Origin of the sequence: Thermasporomyces composti, assembly GCF_003386795.1 — a bacterium.
Classification (GTDB): domain Bacteria; phylum Actinomycetota; class Actinomycetes; order Propionibacteriales; family Actinopolymorphaceae; genus Thermasporomyces; species Thermasporomyces composti.
In genome coordinates this window covers 4113609-4132248 of the sequence record NZ_QTUC01000001.1, presented here as the reverse complement: position 1 = coordinate 4132248, position 18640 = coordinate 4113609, and the positions used below count along the sequence as shown (strand labels likewise).

The following is an 18640-nucleotide window of genomic DNA, read 5'->3' as shown; positions in this document are numbered from 1 at the left end:
CGCATCGAGAACCGGTCCCGACGGACGAACCCCGTGTGTCGCGAAGCGATCACGGAATGTATCTCTCCCCCTTCACGCCGTCTCACGCGGCGCCCGGATCCTACCCCGGGCTGAGGCGGAACGGTCCATGAGGATGACGAGACCCGAGAGAAGCGCCTGCCAGGCTTTGAGCCGTGCTCGAACTACGCGGTGTCACCAAGCGCTATGGCGATCGGGTCGCCGTCGACAACCTGTCCATGTCTGTCCGACCAGGGCAGATGTTCGGCTTTGTGGGTACCAACGGAGCCGGCAAGACCACCACCATGCGGATCCTCATGGGCGTCCTCCAGCAGGATGCCGGGGTCGTCTTGTGGGAGGGCCGACCCGCGGGACCCGCGGACCGGCGTCGCTTCGGCTACATGCCCGAGGAGCGTGGGCTCTATCCCAAGATGCGGGTCAAGGATCAACTGGTCTACCTGGCTCGGCTGCGAGGCGTGCCCGCGGCCGAGGCCGCCGCCTCCGCTGATCGCCTGCTCGCCGAGTTCGGGCTCGCCGAGCGGGCCCGCGACCGGGTGGACGAGCTGTCCCTCGGGAACCAGCAACGGGTCCAGCTGGCTGCGGCTTTGGTCCACGACCCCACCTTCCTCGTCCTCGATGAGCCGTTCTCCGGTCTCGACCCGGTCGGAGTCGACGCGCTGGCCCACAGCCTGCAGGAGCGGGTTCGGCGTGGGGTGGGTGTGCTCTTCTCCAGCCACCAGCTGGACCTGGTCGAACGACTCTGCGACGCCGTCGGGATCATCCGAGCTGGCAAGATCATCGCCTCGGGCTCGGTCGAGGACCTTCGCAGCAGGGGCCGGCCCCGCACGTACCGCGTCGTCGTCGGCGCGCGGCCGGGCTGGGCCGCCGGGTTGACCGGGGTTCGCGTGGTGCGCGACGAGACCGAGAACGGCGACGTCGCCCGCCTGGATGGGGCGGGAGCCCTGCGGTCGGGTGACCCGTGGACGACGGTGACGATCCTGGAGCTGGCCGACGGCGTCGACGACCAGCTCGTCCTGGACGCGGCTCGCACGGCGGGACCAGTCCGCGAGTTCCGCCGGGTGACACCCACCCTCACTGAGCTCTTCCGCGAGGCCGTGTCCCAGCCGTCCTCCCCCGCCACCGTCACGCCCTCGGAGGTTCACGCATGAGCGCGCCCCTCTCCTTCACCCAAGCCACCCGGACGGTGGCGGCCCGGGAGCTGACCGAGCGCTGGCGAGACAAGTCCTTCTGGATCTCGACGCTGGTCACCCTGGTGATCTTGGCCGTCGTCTTGTTGCTGCCCACCCTGTTCGACGACGACCGGAGCTACCGAGTCGCCTACGGTCCGGACACCAGCCCCGGCCTCGCCGCCGCCGCTCAGGCCGCGGCGGACCAGCTCGACGTGACGATCGAGGAAGCGGACCTGTCCGGCGACGCCGCCGCGCGGGCGCTCGAGGCGGGCGACCTCGACGCCTACGTCACCAGCGACCGCATCCTCGTGCACGAGGAGCTGGACAACCAGCTCGGCGCTGCCCTGCAGACCGCGCACCAGCAGGTGACGGCGGCCCAACGGTTGCGCGCCGAAGGACTCGACCCGGCGGTGGTGGAGAGGGCCCGGAACGTGCCGCCGCTCGCGGTGGAGGCCCAGCAGCCGGTGGACCCCGAGGCCGACCGTCGCAGTCAGGTCGCCTTCATCGGCAGCCTGCTGCTCTACGCCCAGATCATCGGCTACTGCATGTGGGTCGCCTTCGGGATCGTCGAGGAGAAGTCGAGCCGCGTCGTCGAGCTGATCCTGTCGGCCATCCCCACTCGCGCGTTGCTGGCCGGGAAGATCCTCGGCATCGGGCTGCTCGGACTCCTCCAGCTCGTGCTCATCGCCGTGTTCGGCCTGGGGGTCGGCAACGTCACCGGAATGGTCGAGGTGACCTCGGACCTGCTCACGCCAGTGGCGTTCGTGCTGGTCTGGTTCGTCCTCGGCTACGCCTTCTACAGCGCGGTGTTCGCCGCCGCCGCGGCGCGCGTCTCCCGCCAGGAGGAGCTGCAGAACGTTGTGGGCCCGATGACCATGCTGCTGATGGTGTCGTTCTTCGCGACGTTCTACGTCAGCTCCAACCCCGACGGCCTGATCTCCCGACTGCTGGCCGTGGTCCCGCCGTTCTCCGCGCTCTGCGCTCCGGTCCGGATGGCGGGTGGGCTCGTGCCGTGGTGGGAGACCGGTCTCGCCGTCGGCCTGATGGCGGCCGCGATCGCCGCGCTCGTCGTCCTGGGCGCGCGCATCTACGACGGAGCCATCCTGCGGATGGGCGCGAAGGTGTCCCTCAAGGAGGCCTGGCTCAGCGGCCGGCGCGCTGCCCCCGAGGTGTCCGGACGGGCCGGCTGACACGAGCGGCGTTGGCCGCTTCGGCACTGTCGGCATCGACGACGTGGCGTTCGGCTGCGCCTCCCGGTTAGGATGCGCCGGTTTGCGTGGGGTGTGCGTCGAACGCACACCCCACAGGCCCCAGTGGCGGACGCTCGGCAACCTCGGGGGAGCAGGTGCGACGACGGCTCGACGCTTATCGTCACCTCGCCGCTGCCTCGGCGCGGACTGTGCTGGTCTATCGCGCCAACTACGTGACCAGCATCATCGGAGCGCTGCTGCAGATCCTGCTGCTGAAGGTCGTCTGGACCGCGGTCTACGCAGGTCGTGATGAGGTCGATGGCGTCGAGCTGTCGACCATGGTCGCCTACGTGACGCTATCGAGCCTGCAGATGTGGTTCCTGATGCAGTCCTCGACCAGCATGGTGCCGGAGCGGGTCCGCGAGGGGAAGATCGCCGCTGACCTCCTTCGGCCGATCGGCCTGCTGGAGCAGACGTTCGCCGGCCAGCTCGGGCGCGCGTGCGTGATGCTCCCGTTGGCGGCCATGGTCCTGCCACTCGCCCTGATCGTCGGCGACATGCGGCCACCCGCCTCGCTCGCCGCCGGCGTCGGGTACCTCGTCAGCTTGGTCCTCGCGATCGCGATCGCCCTGCTCATCGGCGCGATCCTGGGACTCATCGCGTTCTGGACACTTGAAGTACGGGGCATCTTGTTCGTCTACCGGCACATCAGCCAGTTCCTCTCGGGAGCCTTGGTGCCGTTGTGGTTCATGCCCGACTGGCTACGCCTGCTCGCGGAGATGCTCCCCTTCCAAGCGGTCGCCGCCACGCCGGTGTCCATCTACCTCGGGCGCCTGAGCTCGGACTCGGCGGTCCGCGCGATCGCTCTCCAGGCCATGTGGGTGATCCTGCTCTACGTCGTCGGGCGGATCGTGTGGCGCGGCGCTCTCCGCAAGGTGGTCATCCAAGGTGGGTAGGCTGCGACGTCTCGTTCGTACGGTCAAGGTGACCGGGGCGCTCTTGCGAGCTGCGCTGCGCGCCGAGCTGCAGTACCGCGCGAATCTGTTCGTGGTCTGCGTCGGTCTGGTCTATCAGGGCTCCGGGTTCGCCTTCATCTGGGTCGTGCTCGACCGCTTCGAGACGATCGCCGGCTGGAGCACCGCCGAGGTGGCCTTCCTCTATGGGCTCCGGTTGACCGCCCATGGCTTGTGGGTGGTCCCCTTCAACCGACTCCTCGAGCTCGACATCACAGTGCGCCAAGGAGAGTTCGACCGCTACCTCATCCGCCCGCTGCACCCACTCCTGCAGCTGCTCACCAGCCGCTTCTGGCTGGGATCGTTCGGGGACATCATCGGCGGGGTCACCATCCTCGGCGTCGCGCTCACCCTCGTCGACGTCCACTGGTCACCCGTCACGGTGGTGTACCTGCTGCTGGCGCTCGTCGGAGGTGCGCTGGTGGAGTCCGCCGTCCAGCTCCTCATCTCCTCGTTCACCTTCCGGATCCTGTCGACGCGCCCGCTGCAGGTCGCGACCGACACGGTCTTCAACACGTTCGGGAACTATCCGCTGAGCATCTTCCGGGGCGCTTGGCAGTGGCTGATGACGTTCGTCCTGCCGCTCGCCTTCGTCGCCTATCTCCCAGCCAGCCTCCTGCTCGACCACACCGGCGGACTCGCGGTCCCCGCCGAACTGGCGTACGTCACCTTCCCCGTTGGTGTCGTGTGGTTCGGAGTGGCCTGGTGGGTGTGGGATCGTCAGGCGCGTCACTACCAGAGCACCGGCCACTGAGTCAGTGAGCGACGGGCGGGCGCCTCTGACCAGCGACGGTCAAAAACTTCCACCACTTTCGTGGCGCTGGTAAGAAGTCACGGGCATGAGCAGCGACCTGCCGGCGTTTCTCGAGCTGTCGTACGACTACGGTCCGCGGCCGCTCTACGGCATGGGCACCCACGTCACCGCCGTCGCGCACGCCCTCGCGTCCCTCGGCTGCGACGTCACCGTCACCACCCGCAACAACGCCGACCTCGACGTCGACACCTACGACGCGCCGCGGCTGCGAGTCCTGCGCTGCGACGCCGACTTCGACCGGGAGGTCCTCCGGGAGGGTCGACAACACCATTCGATCGGCCTTCTCGCGGGACAGTTGGCGTTCTGCCGAGCGATGTACGAACGGCTTCTCCGCGCCGACCTGCGCGTCGACGTGGTCCACAACCACAGCTACGCGACGACGCCCTTGGCCATCGAACTCGCGGAGCTGTGGGGAGTTCCGCTCATCTCGACGGTGCACGTCCAGGACAGCATGCTGGAGCGGGCCCAGCGTCGGTCGCGCCCTCGGTCGACCGACCGGCACGTCGTTCGCTTGCTGGAGGCGGAGGGACTGAAGCGTTCCGAGGCGATCGTCGCACCCACCGTCGCCGTCGCCGACGCGATCCGCGCCGACTACCCCGAGTGTGCCGAACGCGTCCACATCCTCCCGCACCCGCGGCCCGACAGCGCTCCGGAGAAGCGTGACTACCGCCCCCACCAGCCGTTCCGGCTGCTGTACGTGGGCAGGCTGATCCCGTACAAGGGCGTGCGGGAGCTGTTCGAAGCCGTGCGTCTGCTCTCGGACGAGGCGATCGAACTGTGGGTCGTCGGCTGGGGCGTCCAGAAGGACGAGCTTCGCGCCTTCGCCGACCGCCATCGGCTCCCCGTGCGTTGGTTGGGGCACCGCCCACACGAGGAAGTCCTGCAGCTGTACACAGAGGTCGACGCTCTCCTGGTCCCGTCGGCCGCCGAGAGCTACGGTCTCGTGCTCCAGGAAGGGCTGCAAGCTGGCCTCCCGGTGGTCGCCACCGAGATCGAGCCCTTCACCGGACGGGTCGGCGACGGTCACAACGGCTTGCTGGTCCCGGTCCGGTCGAGCGCGGACGGGACTCGAGTCGACGTCTCGGCTCTGACCGACGCGGTACGCCGCCTCCTCCACGACCATGGGCTGCGGCGGACCCTCGGAGAGAACGCGCGTCTGCGCGCCCAGGAGTCCAGTCTGGGCGAGGAATACGCCAAGCTCCTGTGCGCGCTGGTGTAGCGGCCTCGAACCGTCCTCGAGACTCGGATGTCGCCGTGACCGCCACGCCGCGCGCGACCGGGACAGCGAAGGTCCCCAGGACCACGCGGTCCCGGGGACCCCGCATCGTGAACGTCGCCTGCGCTACTTCTTCGCCGGCTTCAACCGACCGTCGAGGATCAGCATGATGGTGAAGTTGTCCGCGTACGGCGAGTTCTTCAGGATCGGATCGCTGTCGTCCGGCCACGCCTCGACCCGCGTGCCTTCCAGCGCTGGGTTGTTCCCGTAGCGCTCGAAGAGCGGCACGATCGGCAGTAGCTCGTTGAACGCGATCGCCGCGGTGGTGACGTTCTTCTTCTGGATCTCCTCGTCCAGGCCCTCGCCCGCCGCCGTGACGACCGCCTCGAGGTCGACCTCGCCGAACGCCTCGGTCTGCTGCTTCAGCTCGAAGCCCATGCCCTTGCCACCCTGGTTGGCGGCGATCGGGATGTTGTGGGTGAACAGGTCTGTCACGAACGAGAAGTGCGGGTGCGGCTGGCTCGACGAGCCCCAGGCCTGGATGGCCAGCTGGAACGCGCCCTTGTCGACGTCGATCGGCTGCTGGGTGTGGGTGACACCACGACCGGTCACCTTGATGCCGAACGCGGTGAGCTGCTTCGCGAGGTTCTCGCCGGCAGCCGACCAGTCGGCGAACTCGGCCGGGTAGATCAGCTCGTACGCGGCCGGCTTGCCGTCGGGCTTGATCCAGCTGTCGCCCTGCTTCCGCCAGCCTGCCTCGGCGAGCAGCACGGCGGCCTTCTCCAGGTCGTACTCGTACTTGTTGAGCTTCTCCTGGTCCTCTGGGCTCAGCCAGTCCGGCACCTGGTTGTCGGAGAAGCCGGCCATGAACTTCACGCCCACACCGGATTCGCCGAGCGCGAAGGTGCCGTTGTCATCGCGGTTGATCGCGTGGGCGAAGGCCCGGCGGACCCGCACGTCCCGGAACTCCGGGATCTTGTCCATGTTGAAGAACAGCGCCGGTCCGGAGTAGATCGGCGGGCGGATGATGCGGACACCCTTCTGGATGAGCTGCTTCTCCGTCGCCACCGGGAAGCCGTGGGTTGCGTAGTCGACCTCACCACTGAGCACGAGCGGGGTGACCGTGGGAACCTCGCCGTTGTACAGCACGATCTTGTCGAACTGCACGGTGTCGGCGAGGTAACCCTTCTCGTTCTTCACCAGCGTCAACTGCGCGTTGGTGATGCTGTTGAAGTCCCAGCGGTACGGGCCGTTGGTGATGACCTCGTTCTCGAGGTCCTTCGGCCGGTACGCCTGCAGCTCCTCGTTGAGCTTCTTGCCCTCCGGGCTGTCGAGGTCCTTGCCCTGCTGGAAGAGCTCCTGCGCCCGACGGGCGAACTCGCCGTAGGTCGCGTCGCTGAAGATGCCCTGCCGCAGCGCGTACCGCTCGATGACCGTCGACGGCTTCTTCATGGTGAAGACGACGGTGTAGTCGTCCGTCGCCTCGACGTTCTCGAGGAACTGCCACTCCACCTGGCGCATCACGCGACGGCACCAGAACGTGGTGACCACGTCCTTGGCCGTGACCGGCTTCCCGTCGCTCCAGGTGATGCCCTGCCGGACGGTGTAGGTGAAGGTCTTGGCGGCCTCGTCGAACGCCCACTTCTCGGCGAGCATGGGGACCCACTTCTTCTCGGCCCACAGCCACATGCCGCCGGGAATAAGGATGAGGTCCTGGTACGGCGTGCCCGCCAGGATCGCGTCGGTGACGCCGCTCATGAAGTTGAAGTGGCCCTTCGGCGGGACCTGGTACGGGTACGCACCGTGGAACTCGGCCACACCGCCGCCACCGCCGCCCTGGCCACCCCCGCTCCCGCCGGAACCGCCGTCGCCACCACAGGCGGACAGCAGGGTCGCCCCCGCGGCACCGAGCCCGAGGATCTCAAGAACTCGTCGGCGCGACAGCTCGCGACCGAGCGAGCCTGGTGTTGTGTTCATCGTCGTTCCTCCCCAACGAAAGGTCTATGCGGCACGAGGAGACATCTCCTCAGCGTTTGTCGATGCGTACCAGGACGAAGACCAACGCCGCGAACAGAAGGCCCACCACCAGCATGAAGACGGTGATGACGAACGAGGCGGTCCCAGGCTGAACGAACAGCAGCAGGATCCCGGAGAAGACGATCAGGAAGACCGCCCACCGGAACGCCACCTGTCCAACGCCTGGGCTGATCATGCGGCGGGCACCCCACTTTGCTGCGCTGCCCGCGCGGCCAGCCGCGCTTCCCGCTTCCGCCTCGCCAGGTCCGGGTCGGGTTCGGGAACCGCTTCGAGCAGCGCCTTGGTGTAGTCGTCCTGCGGGTTGGCGATGACCTCCAGGGTCGGCCCGTACTCCACGATCCGCCCGTGGTGCATCACCGCGATGTTCCCCTCACGACCGAAGTACTTGGCCATCGCCAGGTCGTGGGTGATGTAGAGGAACCCGACCCCGAGGTTCTTGCGCAGCTCGGTCAGCATGCTCAGCAGTCCGATTCGGATCGAGACGTCGAGCATCGACGTCGCCTCGTCGGCGATGATGAGCCGCGGCTGAACGGTCAGCGCCCGGGCTACCGCGATGCGTTGGCGCTGACCTCCCGACATCTGGTGCGGGAACTTCGGCAGGAAGGTCTCCGGCGGTGTGAGGCCCACCTGGCTGAGCAGCTCGGCGACCCGTTCCTTCGCCTCGGACCGACTGGAGACCAGACGGTGGCGACGCAACGGCGCCGACAGGATCGAGAACACGTCCTGGGTCGGGTTGAGCGATGCGTACGGGTCCTGGTGGACGTACTGCACTGCGCGGCGGAACTCCTTGAACCGCTTCTTACTCTCCCGCCCGCGCGAGAGGATGCTGTACCCGTCGAAGCGAACGTCACCCGCGGTGGGGTGGAGCAGACCGGACGCGATCTTGGCAGTGGTGCTCTTCCCTGAGCCGCTCTGCCCGACCAGGCACAGCACCTCGCCTCTGCCGAGCCGCAAGGAGACGTCGTCGACGGCGCGCACCTCGCCGCGGCGGGTATGGAACACCTGCGTGATGTGGTCGAGCTCCAGAGCGGAGCCGGTCGAAGGCTCGTCAGCCATGCGACGGCACCTCCTTGCGGTCCTCGGTCACCGTCGGGACGGCGTTGATGAGGCTGCGGGTGTACTCGTGCTGGGGCCGGTAGAAGATGTCGCGGACGTCGCCCATCTCGACGATCTTGCCGTCGTACATGGTCGCGACCCGTGTCGCGAGCTCGGCGGCGACCGCGAGGTCGTGCGAGACGAAGATCATCGCGAAGTCCAGCCGGTCGTGCAGATCGTGGATGAGGTCGACGATCGCCCGCTGGGTGAGGATGTCCAGGGCGGTGGTCGGCTCGTCCAGGATGAGCATCTGCGGTCGAAGCAGCATGCTCATGGCGATGAGCACCCGCTGCCGCATGCCCCCCGACAGCTCGTGCGGGTAGGACTTCAGCACGCGCTCGGGCTCGAGCTCGACCTCTCGCAGGACCTCCGCGCTCCGCTCCCAGGCTTCCTTCTTGCTCATCGAACGGTCGTGGGCGCGGATGGTGTCGAGCATCTGGTCCCAGATGCGCAAGACGGGGTTGAAGGAGTTCATCGCGCCCTGGAACACCATGGCCGCCTCCGACCAACGGAACTGTCGGAGCCGACTCTCGTTGAGCGCGAGGACGTCCACGGTCGAGCCGTCCCGCTTGCGATAGGTGATCGAACCCGAAGCGATCCGACCCAGCCTCGGCAGCAGCCGGAGAAGCGCGAGACCCAGCGTGGTCTTGCCGCAACCGCTCTCCCCGATCAAGGCGATGCTCTCGCCCGGATAGAGATCGAAGCTCACCCCGTCGACGGCGCGGTGCACCGGATCGCTGGGACGCTGCCCGGTGCGGTACTCCACCACCAGGTCCCGCACGGACAGCACCGGCTCAGGAGCGCCCGAGGGTTGCTTCCTGTCGTCCACAGCGTCCTCCTAGTTGTTCCGCAGCCGCGGGTTGAGGATCTCCTCGAAGGACCTCGCCATGGTGACGAGGGACAGCTGGAGGATGCAGATCGCCAACACCGGGCCGAGGATGTAGCCGAGGCTTCCCTCGAAGAAGATGGCTCCTCGGGTCCAGGCGAAGTTGATCATGATCCCCCAGTTGGAGCCCTCCATGGGAGCCAGACCGAGCAGGTAGAGGCCGGCCATCGCGTAGATCGCGTTCGTCATCCCGATGACGAAGTTCATCAGGATGAAGCTCGACATGTTCGGGAGGATCTCCCGCAGGACGATCCGCGGCGTGCCAAGGTCGAGCAGACGAGCCGCCTCGACGTACTCCCGCTCTTTCAACGAGAACACCTGCGCCCGCACCGCCCGCAGCAAGCCGGGCCAGCCGAGGACACCGAGGATCACCGCGAGCGCCCAGGCGCTGCCGACCCGGTAGAACGCCGCGAGCACCGCGAGCAGGACGATGCTCGGCACGGTGAGGACGATGTCGGTGGCGGTGACGATGATCGAGTCGACCCGACCGCCGAGGTACGCCGCGAGTGCGCCGAAGACGACGGCGATCGTGGTCGAGATGGCGGCCGCGAGGAAGCCGACCAGGATGACTGTCCGACCGCCGTCGACGACCTGGACGAAGACGTCGCGGCCCTCGGAGTCGAAGCCGAACGGGTGCGACCAGCTGGCCGGTCCGTAGATCTTGCTGGTGTCCGACGGGAGGTTGTCGGGCGTGAAGAACGGCCCGATGAAGCAGACCAGGACGATGCCGGTGAAGACCAGGAACCCGACGAAGCCCGTCCGGCTCCGCATGAGGGCGCGCAGCGCGAGCCGGAACGCCCCGGCCTCCTTGCCCTGCTCGGGAGGCGGTGGCGCCTGGAGGTTGGTCGAGCCGGCGTCAACGATGGATGCCATGACCTACGCCTCCTCGCCCGCGATCCGCACACGTGGGTCGACCCGGCTGTAGAGCAGGTCGGCCACGAGGTTTGCCAGGACCACCGAGACCGTCACGATCAGCAGGATTCCTTGCAGGACGGGATAGTCGCGGCGTTGCACCGCCTCGTAGAGCAGGAAGCCGATGCCCTGGTACTGGGTCACCTGCTCGACGAGGATCGAGCCACCGACGACGAAGCCGAGGGAGAGCACGAAGCTGGTGAACAACGGCAGCATCGCGTTGCGACCGACGTACTGGACCTGGATCCGTCGGTCGGTGAGACCACGCGCTCGCGCCACGGTCACGTAGTCCTCGCCCAGGACCTCGATCGTCGAGGACTTCATCACCAGCATCCAGCCGCCCAGCGAGGTGAGCACGTAGACGAACATCGGCAGCGCGGCGTGGTAGGCGGCGTCCAGGATGAACTCGAGACTGAACGCGGGGGTCACCCCTGGCGAGTAGGCCCCGCGCATGTCCGCGATCGGCAGGATGCTCAGCTGGACACCGAAGAAGACAATGATCATCATCGCCAGCAGGAAGTTCGGGATCGAGTGCGTGACCGACCCGAACAGCGTCATGGCGTGGTCGAACACCTTGCCACGCCGGTACGCCATGGCCATGCCGATGCCGATGCCCAAGATGAAGCTGATGACGAGGGCGATGCCGACGCTGAACAACGTCCAGGGCAGGTAGGCGCCGATCTGGTCGGCCACCGACGTACCCGGTGACAGCAGGGACGTCCCCAGGTCACCGCGCAGCAGACCGGCCAGGTAGTCGAGGTACTGCTTGAGCTTGCTCTCGTTGGGGTCGAAGGCGAACAGACCCGCGGCCTGGTTGGCGGCCTCCTGGTAGCTCAGACCGTAGAGCGCGATCTGCTGGTTGATGTAGACGTCGACCGGGTTCCCGGGCAGCAAGCGGACCAGGAAGAAGGTCGCGGTGGCCACGACGTAGACGGTGAAGAGGGCCTTGAGGACGCGCCCGACGACGTACCTCGCGGTCGATCTTCGCCTTGCCGGTCGCGAGGGTGCGTCGACCGGCTCGTCCAGGCCTTGTGTCGCAGCCACCTTCACCTCCCACACACTCCCAACCTGATGCGTCAATTACTGAACGCGATCGGACTGGAACTCTCCATACAGGAGCGCACGCTGGTTCGGCCCACTTCCTCTCGAGCGCTCGACGCGAGGAAGATTTACTGCCCGGAAGCTATACCGTCGGGTGCCCTGAATGGAACCATGCGGAGCAAGTTGTAGCCCGATTTGTTGTCGAAAAGTGCTCGTTGAGGGCATCGTGTGGCCGGTTTCGCGCAGGTTACGTCCCTATCTTGTCCTCTTCGTCCGATTTATCCTAGTCTGGCTCGCTCACGAAGAGGCACGCGTGGGTGCACGGCGAGATGAGAGGATGATCACGGCCGCGGACCACACCAATGCGGATGGTCACACCTCACTCGCCATGGATTCATCTGTGTGACGATCGCAATCCGTTGCCTTATTTCCACTGTTCGTAGTCGACAGGGAATACTTCTCTGGCACCGACGCACATCACTGGCGCCCTCACTCGTGCCCGAGTGCGAACTGATTTCCCGCCGGAGTCGCTGTCCGCCTCGAGTCAACATCTTGACGCTCCGTGGCTGTCCACGTACACAAAGGTGACTCGCCGGCGGAGTGCGGAGGCAGCCGATGACACGCGGGATGGCTCGACGGGATCTGCTCGGCTTGACCGGAGTCGCCGTCCTCGGCGCGTCACTGACCGGATGCGAGTTCCTGTCCACCGAGCCGTCGACCGAACCCAGCCCACCGGCATCGACCGACACCAAGGAGGCGCCTGAGTTGGCGCGCCTGGTCGCCGACGGCGCTCTCCCACCACTGGAGGAACGGCTCCCCGAGGAGCCGCTGGTCGTCACGCCCGTGCAGGAGGTTGGTCGCTACGGCGGAGCCATCCGACGCGGCGAGCTGTCGCTGGAGACAGGGCGCAACATCGTCGTCTTCGCGCGTGCCTCGCTGGTCGAGTGGGGCCTCGAGAAGGTCGAGCCGGTTCCCGCCCTCGCCCGCTCCTGGGAGGTCAGCCCCGACCAGCGGGTCTACCGCTTCCAGCTCCGCAAAGGCGTCCGCTGGTCCGACGGCGCCCTCTTCACCGCCGACGACCTGGTGTTCTGGTACGAGTCCGTCCTGCGCAACGAAGAGTTGACGCCGGTGGTGCCCGGCTGGCTGCGGAGCGGGTCGGAGCCGGTCGAGCTCGTCAAGCTCGACGACCACAGCGTGGAGTTCCGGTTCGCCGAGCCGAACTCGTTGTTCCTCCGCTACCTCGCGTATCCACCGAACGGGCTGTCCATCCTGCTGCCGGCCCACTACCTGCGACGCTTCCACCCCGAGCACACCCAGACGACCGAGCTCGACAAGCTCGTCGAGGAAGCCGGCTTCGAGAACTGGATGGCCTACTTCTCGAACCGCGCCGACGCGTGGCACAACCCGGACCGGCCGGTGCTCGGCGCGTGGAAGGTGAGCCGACCCCCTTCCGGCGGCACCCGGGCGGTGATGGAGCGCAACCCCTACTACTGGAAAGTCGACACCGAGGGTCGACAGCTTCCGTACATCGATCGGCTCGAGATCACCGCCATGGACGAGAACGTGGTCGTGCTGCGCGCCTCCGGCGGAGAGATCGACTTCCAGTACTCCTACCTGGGGACGAGCAACATGCCCGTCCTCGCTCGCAGCGCGGAGTCTGCTGGCTACCGAGTGCTCCGCTGGAAGTACGACGCGCCCGGCGTGGACCTCTACACCAACCAGTCCCACGCCGACCCAGTGATCCGGCGCCTCATGCAAAGCCTCGACTTCCGGGCGGCGCTCTCCCACGCCATCAACCGCGACGAGATCAACCAGGTCCTCTACAACGGTGCCGGCACGCCCGGGCACCCGGTCGCCATCCCGGAGGACCCCTATTACGTCCCGGGGTCCGGTCAGCGGTTCCTCGAGTACGACCCGGACACCGCCGACCGCCTCCTCGATCGTGTCGGCCTCACTGAGCGGGACGACGACGGCTTCCGCCTCCGCCCGGACGGGAAGCCGCTCCGGCTCACGATCTCGACCTTCACCTTCGAGAGCGGCATCGAGCCGGTCGACGTCTACATGCTCGTCAAGCGGGGCTGGGAAGCGGTGGGGATCCGTACCCACGTCGACAACATGGACCGCTCGTTGTGGTCGACCCGGATCACCCGTAACCAGTTCGACATCGCGGGCTACATCGTCGCCGGCTACATGTGGGACATCAATCCCGGGTGGTTCGTCCCCACCGACGTGTCGACGTACTGGGCTCCGCTGTTCGGCGAGTGGTACGCGTCCGGTGGTCGGAGCGGCGAGGAGCCTCCCCCACTCCTGCGTCGACTCCAAGAGCTGTACGACCAGCTCACCCGAGCACCGGACGACGAGACCCGCCTCCGGCTCGGCCGAGAGATCCTCGCCATGCACGACGAGAACGTCTGGATCATCGGGACGGTGTCCGCACCGTTCCAGCCCGTGGTCGTCGCCGACGACCTGGTCAACGTCAAGGAGGAGGCGGTCGGCAGCTACCGCACCGGCCACGAGGGCGTGACGTGGCCGGAGCAGCTCTTCTACCGACACCCGGAGCGCCACTGAGGACCCTGCCTCCCGACACCAGGCAGGGTCCGGGCGATCAGTCAGCGCCGCAGCACGCCGGTCGGTATCCGCGGGTGTTGGCGCAGCAACCCCCCGGGCAATCGCCCCAGACCGGGCCCAACGCGCCGAGGAGTCGCTCGGCCGGCGGCTCCTGCGGGGGCTGCGCGGCATATTCGAGCACCAGGTCCCGGACCATCGCGACGAACCGGGCGTCGGGCGCCGTCCCAGGCGTCGGCACTCGAGCGAACGCGAGGCCAAGTCGCTCCGCGGTCTCCCGCGCCTCGGTGTCCAGGTCGTACAGAACCTCCATGTGGTCGGAGACGAAGCCGATCGGAACGACCACCACACCCGGTACGCCCTGGCCTGCGAGCTCCTCGAGGTGATCGTTGATGTCCGGCTCAAGCCACGGCTGGCTCGGCGGACCCGAGCGGCTGCAGTAGGCGAGATCCCACTCCACGGCGGCGCCCCGACGGTCCTTGACCCGGCCGGCGACGCTCGCCGCCGCGTCGAGATGCTCGGCGACGTAGCGGCCGCCGTCCGGGCCGCTCGCGTCGTTCATCGCCGTGGGGATCGAGTGGGTGACGAAAACCACGCGCGCGCCGTCGGGCAACTCCTCCAGCGCGGCGAGGACTCCGTCGACGAACGGCTCGAGGAACCCCGCCCGGTTGAAGTAGTGCGGCAGTCGGTGGAGGTCGGGCAGCTCCTCACTACCCTCCTTCCCCACCTCCTCCAGCGCCGCGGCGAGGTTCTCGCGGTACTGCCGGCAGCCGGAGTAGGACGCGTACGCGCTGGTGAACAGGCACAGCGCCCGACGCACTCCGTCCTCGCGCATCCGTCGCAGCGCATCCGGGAGGTAGGGGTGCCAGTTGCGGTTACCCCAGTAGACCGGCAGATCGATCCCGTGGGCGACGAAGTCCGCCTCGATCGCCCGGATCAATCCGCGGCACTGGTCGTTGATGGGGCTTCGCCCGCCGAAGCGGAAGTAGTGCTCGCCCACCTCCTCCAGCCGTTCGCGAGGAATGCCCCGACCTCGGGTGACGTTCTCGAGGAACGGCACCACGTCGTCGGGCCCCTCAGGGCCGCCGAAGGAGACGAGGAGAAGCGCGTCGACTTGTCCAACCGCCATGGCCCGATATTCCCAGGCGGTCGTTTGCCATGGCCCGCTAGGGTGTGCACTGGTCGACCGCCGACCAACCGCCCGTCCCTCCGGTCTCCGGGCGCGGCGACGAACACCGGCCGGTTCGGCCACCTCCGTCCAGCCTCAACGGGTCAGCCGACCCGCGTACCTGCCTGCCCACTGTCCCCACCGTCGTCCCGTCCACGGAGCGAGTGCTGTCCATGCCGACGCCCTATCGCACGATCTTGAGCCTGCCCGGGGCCCTGGCCTTCTCGGCCACCGGATGGGTCGCCCGGCTTCCGATCTCGATGGTCGGCCTCGGCCTGGTGCTCCTCGTCTCCTCCTCGACGGGCTCGTACGGCCTGGCCGGCTCCGTCTCCGCGGCGTACGTCATCGCCGGTGCCTTGTTCGCCCCTGTGCAGGCACGAGTCGTCGACCGCCACGGTCAGCACCGCGTACTGCCCGTCCTCGCCGGCCTCAACGCGGTGGCCATGGGAGCTCTGATCGTCGCCGTGCGTGGCGGCGCGCCATCGCCGGTCCCCCAGCTGCTCGCCGCCACGACCGGTGCCGTGGGCCCGCTCATCGGCTCCTACGTCCGGGCCCGCTGGACCCACCTACTGGAGGGCCGAGGAGAGCTGCACACCGCGTACGCCCTGGAGGCGCTCCTCGACGAGGTCGTGTTCATGGTGGGCCCACCGTTGGTGACCTTCCTCGCCACCGGGGTGAGCCCTGTCGCCGGCCTCGTGGTCGCCGTCGCCGCCGGGGTGCTCGGCACGCTGCTGCTGGCGGCGCAGCGCGCCACCGAGCCGCCCGCGCACCCGGTCCGCCGTGGGAACCGCGACAAGCCCAGGCTGGGCTGGGCGGGTCTGGTCCCCCTCGTCGTGGCGTGCTTCGGCCTCGGCACGCTGTTCGGGAGCGCGGACGTCGTCGTCGTGGCGGTCGCGTCGGAGGCCGGGCAGCGAGCCGCCGCGGGTCTCCTGATCGCGGGATGGGCGACCGGCAGCATGCTCGCCGCCCTCGTGCTCGGGATGCTCCGGCCGCGCAGCCATCCGCTGACCCGGCTGCGGCTCGGGGCAACCGCGTTGGCGGCGACGACGCTCCCACTTCCCTTCATCGACCATCTCGGGCTCCTGGCGGTCGCGGTGTTCCTCGCCGGCTTCGCCACCTCCCCCACCCTGGTCGCGGTGACCGCGGTGGTGGAGCGCACCGTCCCGCCCGCCCGGCTCACCGAGGGCATGGCGTGGACCTCCACCGGGATGTCCGCCGGTGTCGCGGCCGGCGCCGCCCTCGCCGGTCAGGTGATCGACGCCGCGGGCGGTCACGCCGGCTTCTTCGTGACGGTGAGCGCCGGGATCCTGACCGCGGTGGTCACGGCCGCCGGGCGACGCGGGCGGGCTGACCAGCCGGTCGTCCTGACCACCACGTCCACCGAGCCCGGAGCACCGAACGCCGAGGCGCTCGCGGGTGACCAGGTCCCGGGGGTGCCGCTGCAGGTCTCGCGTCGGCGGGCGGAGACCGCCGTCGGCTCTCCCGCGGGAGAGGAGCCGACGCCACAGCGGTGAGGCCGCCACCGGCGGGTCGCGCCTCTCTCCGGCGCCTCGGGGTAGCCTGACCGCATCGGCCCGGTTCGACCCCTGGGTCTGAGAGGATCCGCGCGCTAGAGCCGCGACCTTTCGAACGACCTGCACAGTTATCGGCGTGCTGACTGGCATCGCCCTCCCATGCCGGGAGACACTAGGCGGGCTCGAGATGTGGGGAGGCGTAGACGATGCGCGACGTCAAGCTGGTGCGACTCAGCGACGACGGCACTCATCTGGTCCTTACTCACGAGGGCACTGGCGAGGACTTCGCGCTTCGCGTTGACGACCGACTACGGGGGGCAGTTGTGAGCGATCGGGCCCGTCAAGGTTCGCTTCCCCGCGAGAGGCAGAGCCGGCTACGGCCGAAGGAGATCCAGGCTCGCCTGCGTGCCGGCGAGTCGTCCGAGTCCATCGCCGCCGCGGCCGGCGTCCCGCTCGAGCGGGTGCTGCGCTACGCCGGGCCGGTGCTCGCCGAGCGCGAGTACATGGCCGAGCAGGGGCGCCGATGCGCCCTCCGGCGCACCGGGCGGGAGGGCCCCGGACAGATCCTCGAGGAGGCGGTCAACAAGCGCCTGGAGGAGCTCGGTGCCCTCAGCACGGCGCACTGGGACGCGTGGCGCAATCCCGAGGGCCGCTGGGTCGTCGCCGTGAACTTCAGCCTCAACGGCACCGAGATCCAGGCGACGTTCCACTACGACCCGGTCGGCCGAGTCGTCACGACCGCTGACGACAAGGCTCGCGCGCTGGTCGGCGAGGGCACCTACCCGGGTCTGTCGCCGGAGCCCGCGCCGGAGGAGTCGAGCGAGCAGGCATCGGATGGTCGGCACCGGGACGGCACGCACTACCTCAGGCTCGCGCCCGTACCGTCGCCGCAGCAGGACGACCTCGACGACGACACCTCGCGGCCGGCCAGCGTCCAGGATCCGGAGACCGAGGAGACCGTCGATCTCTCCCACACCCTGCGGCAGACCAGGCAGGCGCCGCCAGAACAGCGATGGGCGTCCGACCGTGCCGCCTCGTCGCCCTGGCCGGCCAACGCGACGTCCGCCGTGGACGAGCCAGGCCAGGCGTCCGCGGCGCAGGCGAGCGTGGACGCGCGGACGGACGAGGACGACGCCAAGACCGCCGCTCGCCGTCGCTCCGCTGACGCCCGCCGGAGGCGCGTGAGGTCGAGCGGACGTCGCGGAAACGTCCCGAGCTGGGACGACATCCTCTTCGGCGGGGGCCGCGGACGGAACGACGCCTGACGTGCGCAGGGCTCCGCGGACCCGCGTCCTCTGGGGTGTCGTGAGGCGTTGACGGCTCACGGCCACCCGACCACGGTGAGTGACCCCGGTGGTTTGGGCTCCAGACACCGATGGCAGAATGTCCCCCGTGGGTCCGCACCCGCTGTGTTGCTGTTGTCGCCGCTGAGCTGATTCGGCCGAGCGGCCGCCGCGCCGCGCCTTCCAGCGACACAGCCCTGAGGACCCTCGATGGACTTCGCCACCTGGACCAGATCGCTCTCTGACCGCGGACTCGACGTCGTTCCGCCCAGCCATCCGGTGCCCGTCCGTCTCTCGATCCTGCCGCCCGATGGTGGGCTCCTGGAGTTCCGCTGCCGAGGTACCCGAGTCACGCTCGAGCGCTACGCGGAGGCTGATGTCCTGCTGGTCGTGCCCGAGGCGTGGTGCGCGTGCGGGTGCGGACGCCACTTGCCGGCGCCGATGACACCGCCCCGGGTCGCCGTCCGCCCGGGAGCCCGGCCGATCGCGACCGCCGTTTACGACGGAGCGGTCGAGCGTGGCTGGTCGGGCTATGAGGCGGGGCTCCTGCGCGTCGAGGAGGCCGCTGTGCTGCTCGACGCTCTCCTCCCAGCGCTCACCGCCACCCAGCCGGAGGGGACGACCGTGCGAGCAGCTCCATCGTCGGCTGCTCCGAGGGCTCCCCTGCCGAGCCCGTGACCTCAGCCCAGGAACGTCGCATCGGGTGGCCCGACAACCCA

At 68.4% G+C, this 18640-nt stretch carries 16 protein-coding genes; 9 read left to right on the top strand and 7 right to left on the bottom strand.

Annotated features, from left to right (window positions below):
• The first annotated feature begins 257 nt into the window (after positions 1-257).
• The 5 genes from DFJ64_RS17990 to DFJ64_RS17970 all read left to right on the top strand — a co-directional run bounded on the left by DFJ64_RS17990 (position 258) and on the right by DFJ64_RS17970 (position 5423).
• A complete protein-coding gene (locus DFJ64_RS17990; RefSeq protein ID WP_425452219.1) occupies positions 258-1166 on the top strand; it encodes an ABC transporter ATP-binding protein in 909 nt (302 codons plus the stop codon).
• Entirely contained in the window at positions 1163-2377 is a 1215-nt protein-coding gene (locus DFJ64_RS17985; RefSeq protein WP_115851497.1) for an ABC transporter permease, read from the top strand. Before DFJ64_RS17990 ends, DFJ64_RS17985 begins: the two co-directional genes overlap by 4 nt.
• A 155-nt stretch (positions 2378-2532) precedes the next feature.
• Positions 2533-3333 (top strand): ABC transporter permease, encoded by an 801-nt coding sequence (locus DFJ64_RS17980; RefSeq protein ID WP_115851496.1) that lies wholly within the window; start codon positions 2533-2535, stop codon positions 3331-3333.
• Entirely contained in the window at positions 3326-4144 is an 819-nt protein-coding gene (locus DFJ64_RS17975) for an ABC transporter permease (protein WP_245941212.1), read from the top strand. The genes DFJ64_RS17980 and DFJ64_RS17975 overlap by 8 nt, the downstream gene beginning before the upstream one ends.
• A gap of 85 nt (positions 4145-4229) precedes the next feature.
• On the top strand, positions 4230-5423 hold the full coding sequence (locus DFJ64_RS17970) for a glycosyltransferase family 4 protein (RefSeq protein WP_115851495.1): 1194 nt from the start codon (positions 4230-4232) through the stop codon (positions 5421-5423).
• 123 nt (positions 5424-5546) lie between these two features.
• Here the strand turns inward: DFJ64_RS17970 and DFJ64_RS17965 are convergent, their stop codons facing one another.
• Genes DFJ64_RS17965 through DFJ64_RS17940 form a run of 6 tightly spaced genes read right to left on the bottom strand, consistent with a single transcriptional unit; the run spans position 5547 to position 11394 of the window.
• The gene (locus DFJ64_RS17965; protein WP_115851494.1) at positions 5547-7397 is read right to left on the bottom strand and encodes an ABC transporter substrate-binding protein; all 1851 of its coding nucleotides are present in this window, start codon (positions 7395-7397) and stop codon (positions 5547-5549) included.
• A gap of 49 nt (positions 7398-7446) precedes the next feature.
• Positions 7447-7632, bottom strand: a complete 186-nt coding sequence (locus DFJ64_RS17960; protein ID WP_115851493.1) for a hypothetical protein — start codon at positions 7630-7632, stop codon at positions 7447-7449.
• Positions 7629-8513: an ABC transporter ATP-binding protein gene (locus DFJ64_RS17955; RefSeq protein WP_115851492.1), complete on the bottom strand. Its 885-nt coding sequence runs from the start codon at positions 8511-8513 to the stop codon at positions 7629-7631. The genes DFJ64_RS17960 and DFJ64_RS17955 overlap by 4 nt, the downstream gene beginning before the upstream one ends.
• Positions 8506-9381, bottom strand: a complete 876-nt coding sequence (locus DFJ64_RS17950) for an ABC transporter ATP-binding protein (RefSeq protein WP_115851491.1) — start codon at positions 9379-9381, stop codon at positions 8506-8508. Before DFJ64_RS17950 ends, DFJ64_RS17955 begins: the two co-directional genes overlap by 8 nt.
• Before the next feature lie 9 nt (positions 9382-9390).
• Positions 9391-10311 (bottom strand): ABC transporter permease, encoded by a 921-nt coding sequence (locus DFJ64_RS17945; protein WP_115851490.1) that lies wholly within the window; start codon positions 10309-10311, stop codon positions 9391-9393.
• Between the two features lie 3 nt (positions 10312-10314).
• Positions 10315-11394, bottom strand: a complete 1080-nt coding sequence (locus DFJ64_RS17940) for an ABC transporter permease (RefSeq protein ID WP_115852219.1) — start codon at positions 11392-11394, stop codon at positions 10315-10317.
• Between the two features lie 612 nt (positions 11395-12006).
• Between DFJ64_RS17940 and DFJ64_RS17935 the strand changes: the two genes are divergently transcribed.
• On the top strand, positions 12007-13959 hold the full coding sequence (locus DFJ64_RS17935) for an ABC transporter substrate-binding protein (RefSeq protein ID WP_115851489.1): 1953 nt from the start codon (positions 12007-12009) through the stop codon (positions 13957-13959).
• Between the two features lie 37 nt (positions 13960-13996).
• Here the strand turns inward: DFJ64_RS17935 and DFJ64_RS17930 are convergent, their stop codons facing one another.
• The gene (locus tag DFJ64_RS17930; protein ID WP_115851488.1) at positions 13997-15085 is read right to left on the bottom strand and encodes a ferrochelatase; all 1089 of its coding nucleotides are present in this window, start codon (positions 15083-15085) and stop codon (positions 13997-13999) included.
• 212 nt (positions 15086-15297) lie between these two features.
• Here DFJ64_RS17930 and DFJ64_RS17925 point away from each other — a divergent pair, with 212 nt between their 5' ends.
• The 3 genes from DFJ64_RS17925 to DFJ64_RS17915 all read left to right on the top strand — a co-directional run bounded on the left by DFJ64_RS17925 (position 15298) and on the right by DFJ64_RS17915 (position 18599).
• Positions 15298-16638, top strand: coding sequence for an MFS transporter (locus tag DFJ64_RS17925; protein WP_115852218.1), 1341 nt, complete (start codon positions 15298-15300; stop codon positions 16636-16638).
• Between the two features lie 206 nt (positions 16639-16844).
• The gene (gene sepH, locus DFJ64_RS17920) at positions 16845-17903 is read left to right on the top strand and encodes a septation protein SepH (RefSeq protein ID WP_115851487.1); all 1059 of its coding nucleotides are present in this window, start codon (positions 16845-16847) and stop codon (positions 17901-17903) included.
• A 228-nt stretch (positions 17904-18131) separates the two neighbouring features.
• The gene (locus DFJ64_RS17915; protein ID WP_115851486.1) at positions 18132-18599 is read left to right on the top strand and encodes a hypothetical protein; all 468 of its coding nucleotides are present in this window, start codon (positions 18132-18134) and stop codon (positions 18597-18599) included.
• Positions 18600-18640 lie beyond the last annotated feature (41 nt).

Coding starts and splice junctions, on each gene's coding strand:
- DFJ64_RS17990 (WP_425452219.1), top strand. CDS start 258: ATGTTCGGCTTTGTGGGTACCAACGGAGCCGGCAAGACCACCACCATG.
- DFJ64_RS17985 (WP_115851497.1), top strand. CDS start 1,163: ATGAGCGCGCCCCTCTCCTTCACCCAAGCCACCCGGACGGTGGCGGCC.
- DFJ64_RS17970 (WP_115851495.1), top strand. CDS start 4,230: ATGAGCAGCGACCTGCCGGCGTTTCTCGAGCTGTCGTACGACTACGGT.
- DFJ64_RS17965 (WP_115851494.1), bottom strand. CDS start 7,397: ATGAACACAACACCAGGCTCGCTCGGTCGCGAGCTGTCGCGCCGACGA.
- DFJ64_RS17960 (WP_115851493.1), bottom strand. CDS start 7,632: ATGATCAGCCCAGGCGTTGGACAGGTGGCGTTCCGGTGGGCGGTCTTC.
- DFJ64_RS17955 (WP_115851492.1), bottom strand. CDS start 8,513: ATGGCTGACGAGCCTTCGACCGGCTCCGCTCTGGAGCTCGACCACATC.
- DFJ64_RS17945 (WP_115851490.1), bottom strand. CDS start 10,311: ATGGCATCCATCGTTGACGCCGGCTCGACCAACCTCCAGGCGCCACCG.
- DFJ64_RS17935 (WP_115851489.1), top strand. CDS start 12,007: ATGACACGCGGGATGGCTCGACGGGATCTGCTCGGCTTGACCGGAGTC.
- DFJ64_RS17930 (WP_115851488.1), bottom strand. CDS start 15,085: ATGGCGGTTGGACAAGTCGACGCGCTTCTCCTCGTCTCCTTCGGCGGC.
- DFJ64_RS17925 (WP_115852218.1), top strand. CDS start 15,298: ATGCCGACGCCCTATCGCACGATCTTGAGCCTGCCCGGGGCCCTGGCC.
- sepH (WP_115851487.1), top strand. CDS start 16,845: ATGCGCGACGTCAAGCTGGTGCGACTCAGCGACGACGGCACTCATCTG.
- DFJ64_RS17915 (WP_115851486.1), top strand. CDS start 18,132: ATGGACTTCGCCACCTGGACCAGATCGCTCTCTGACCGCGGACTCGAC.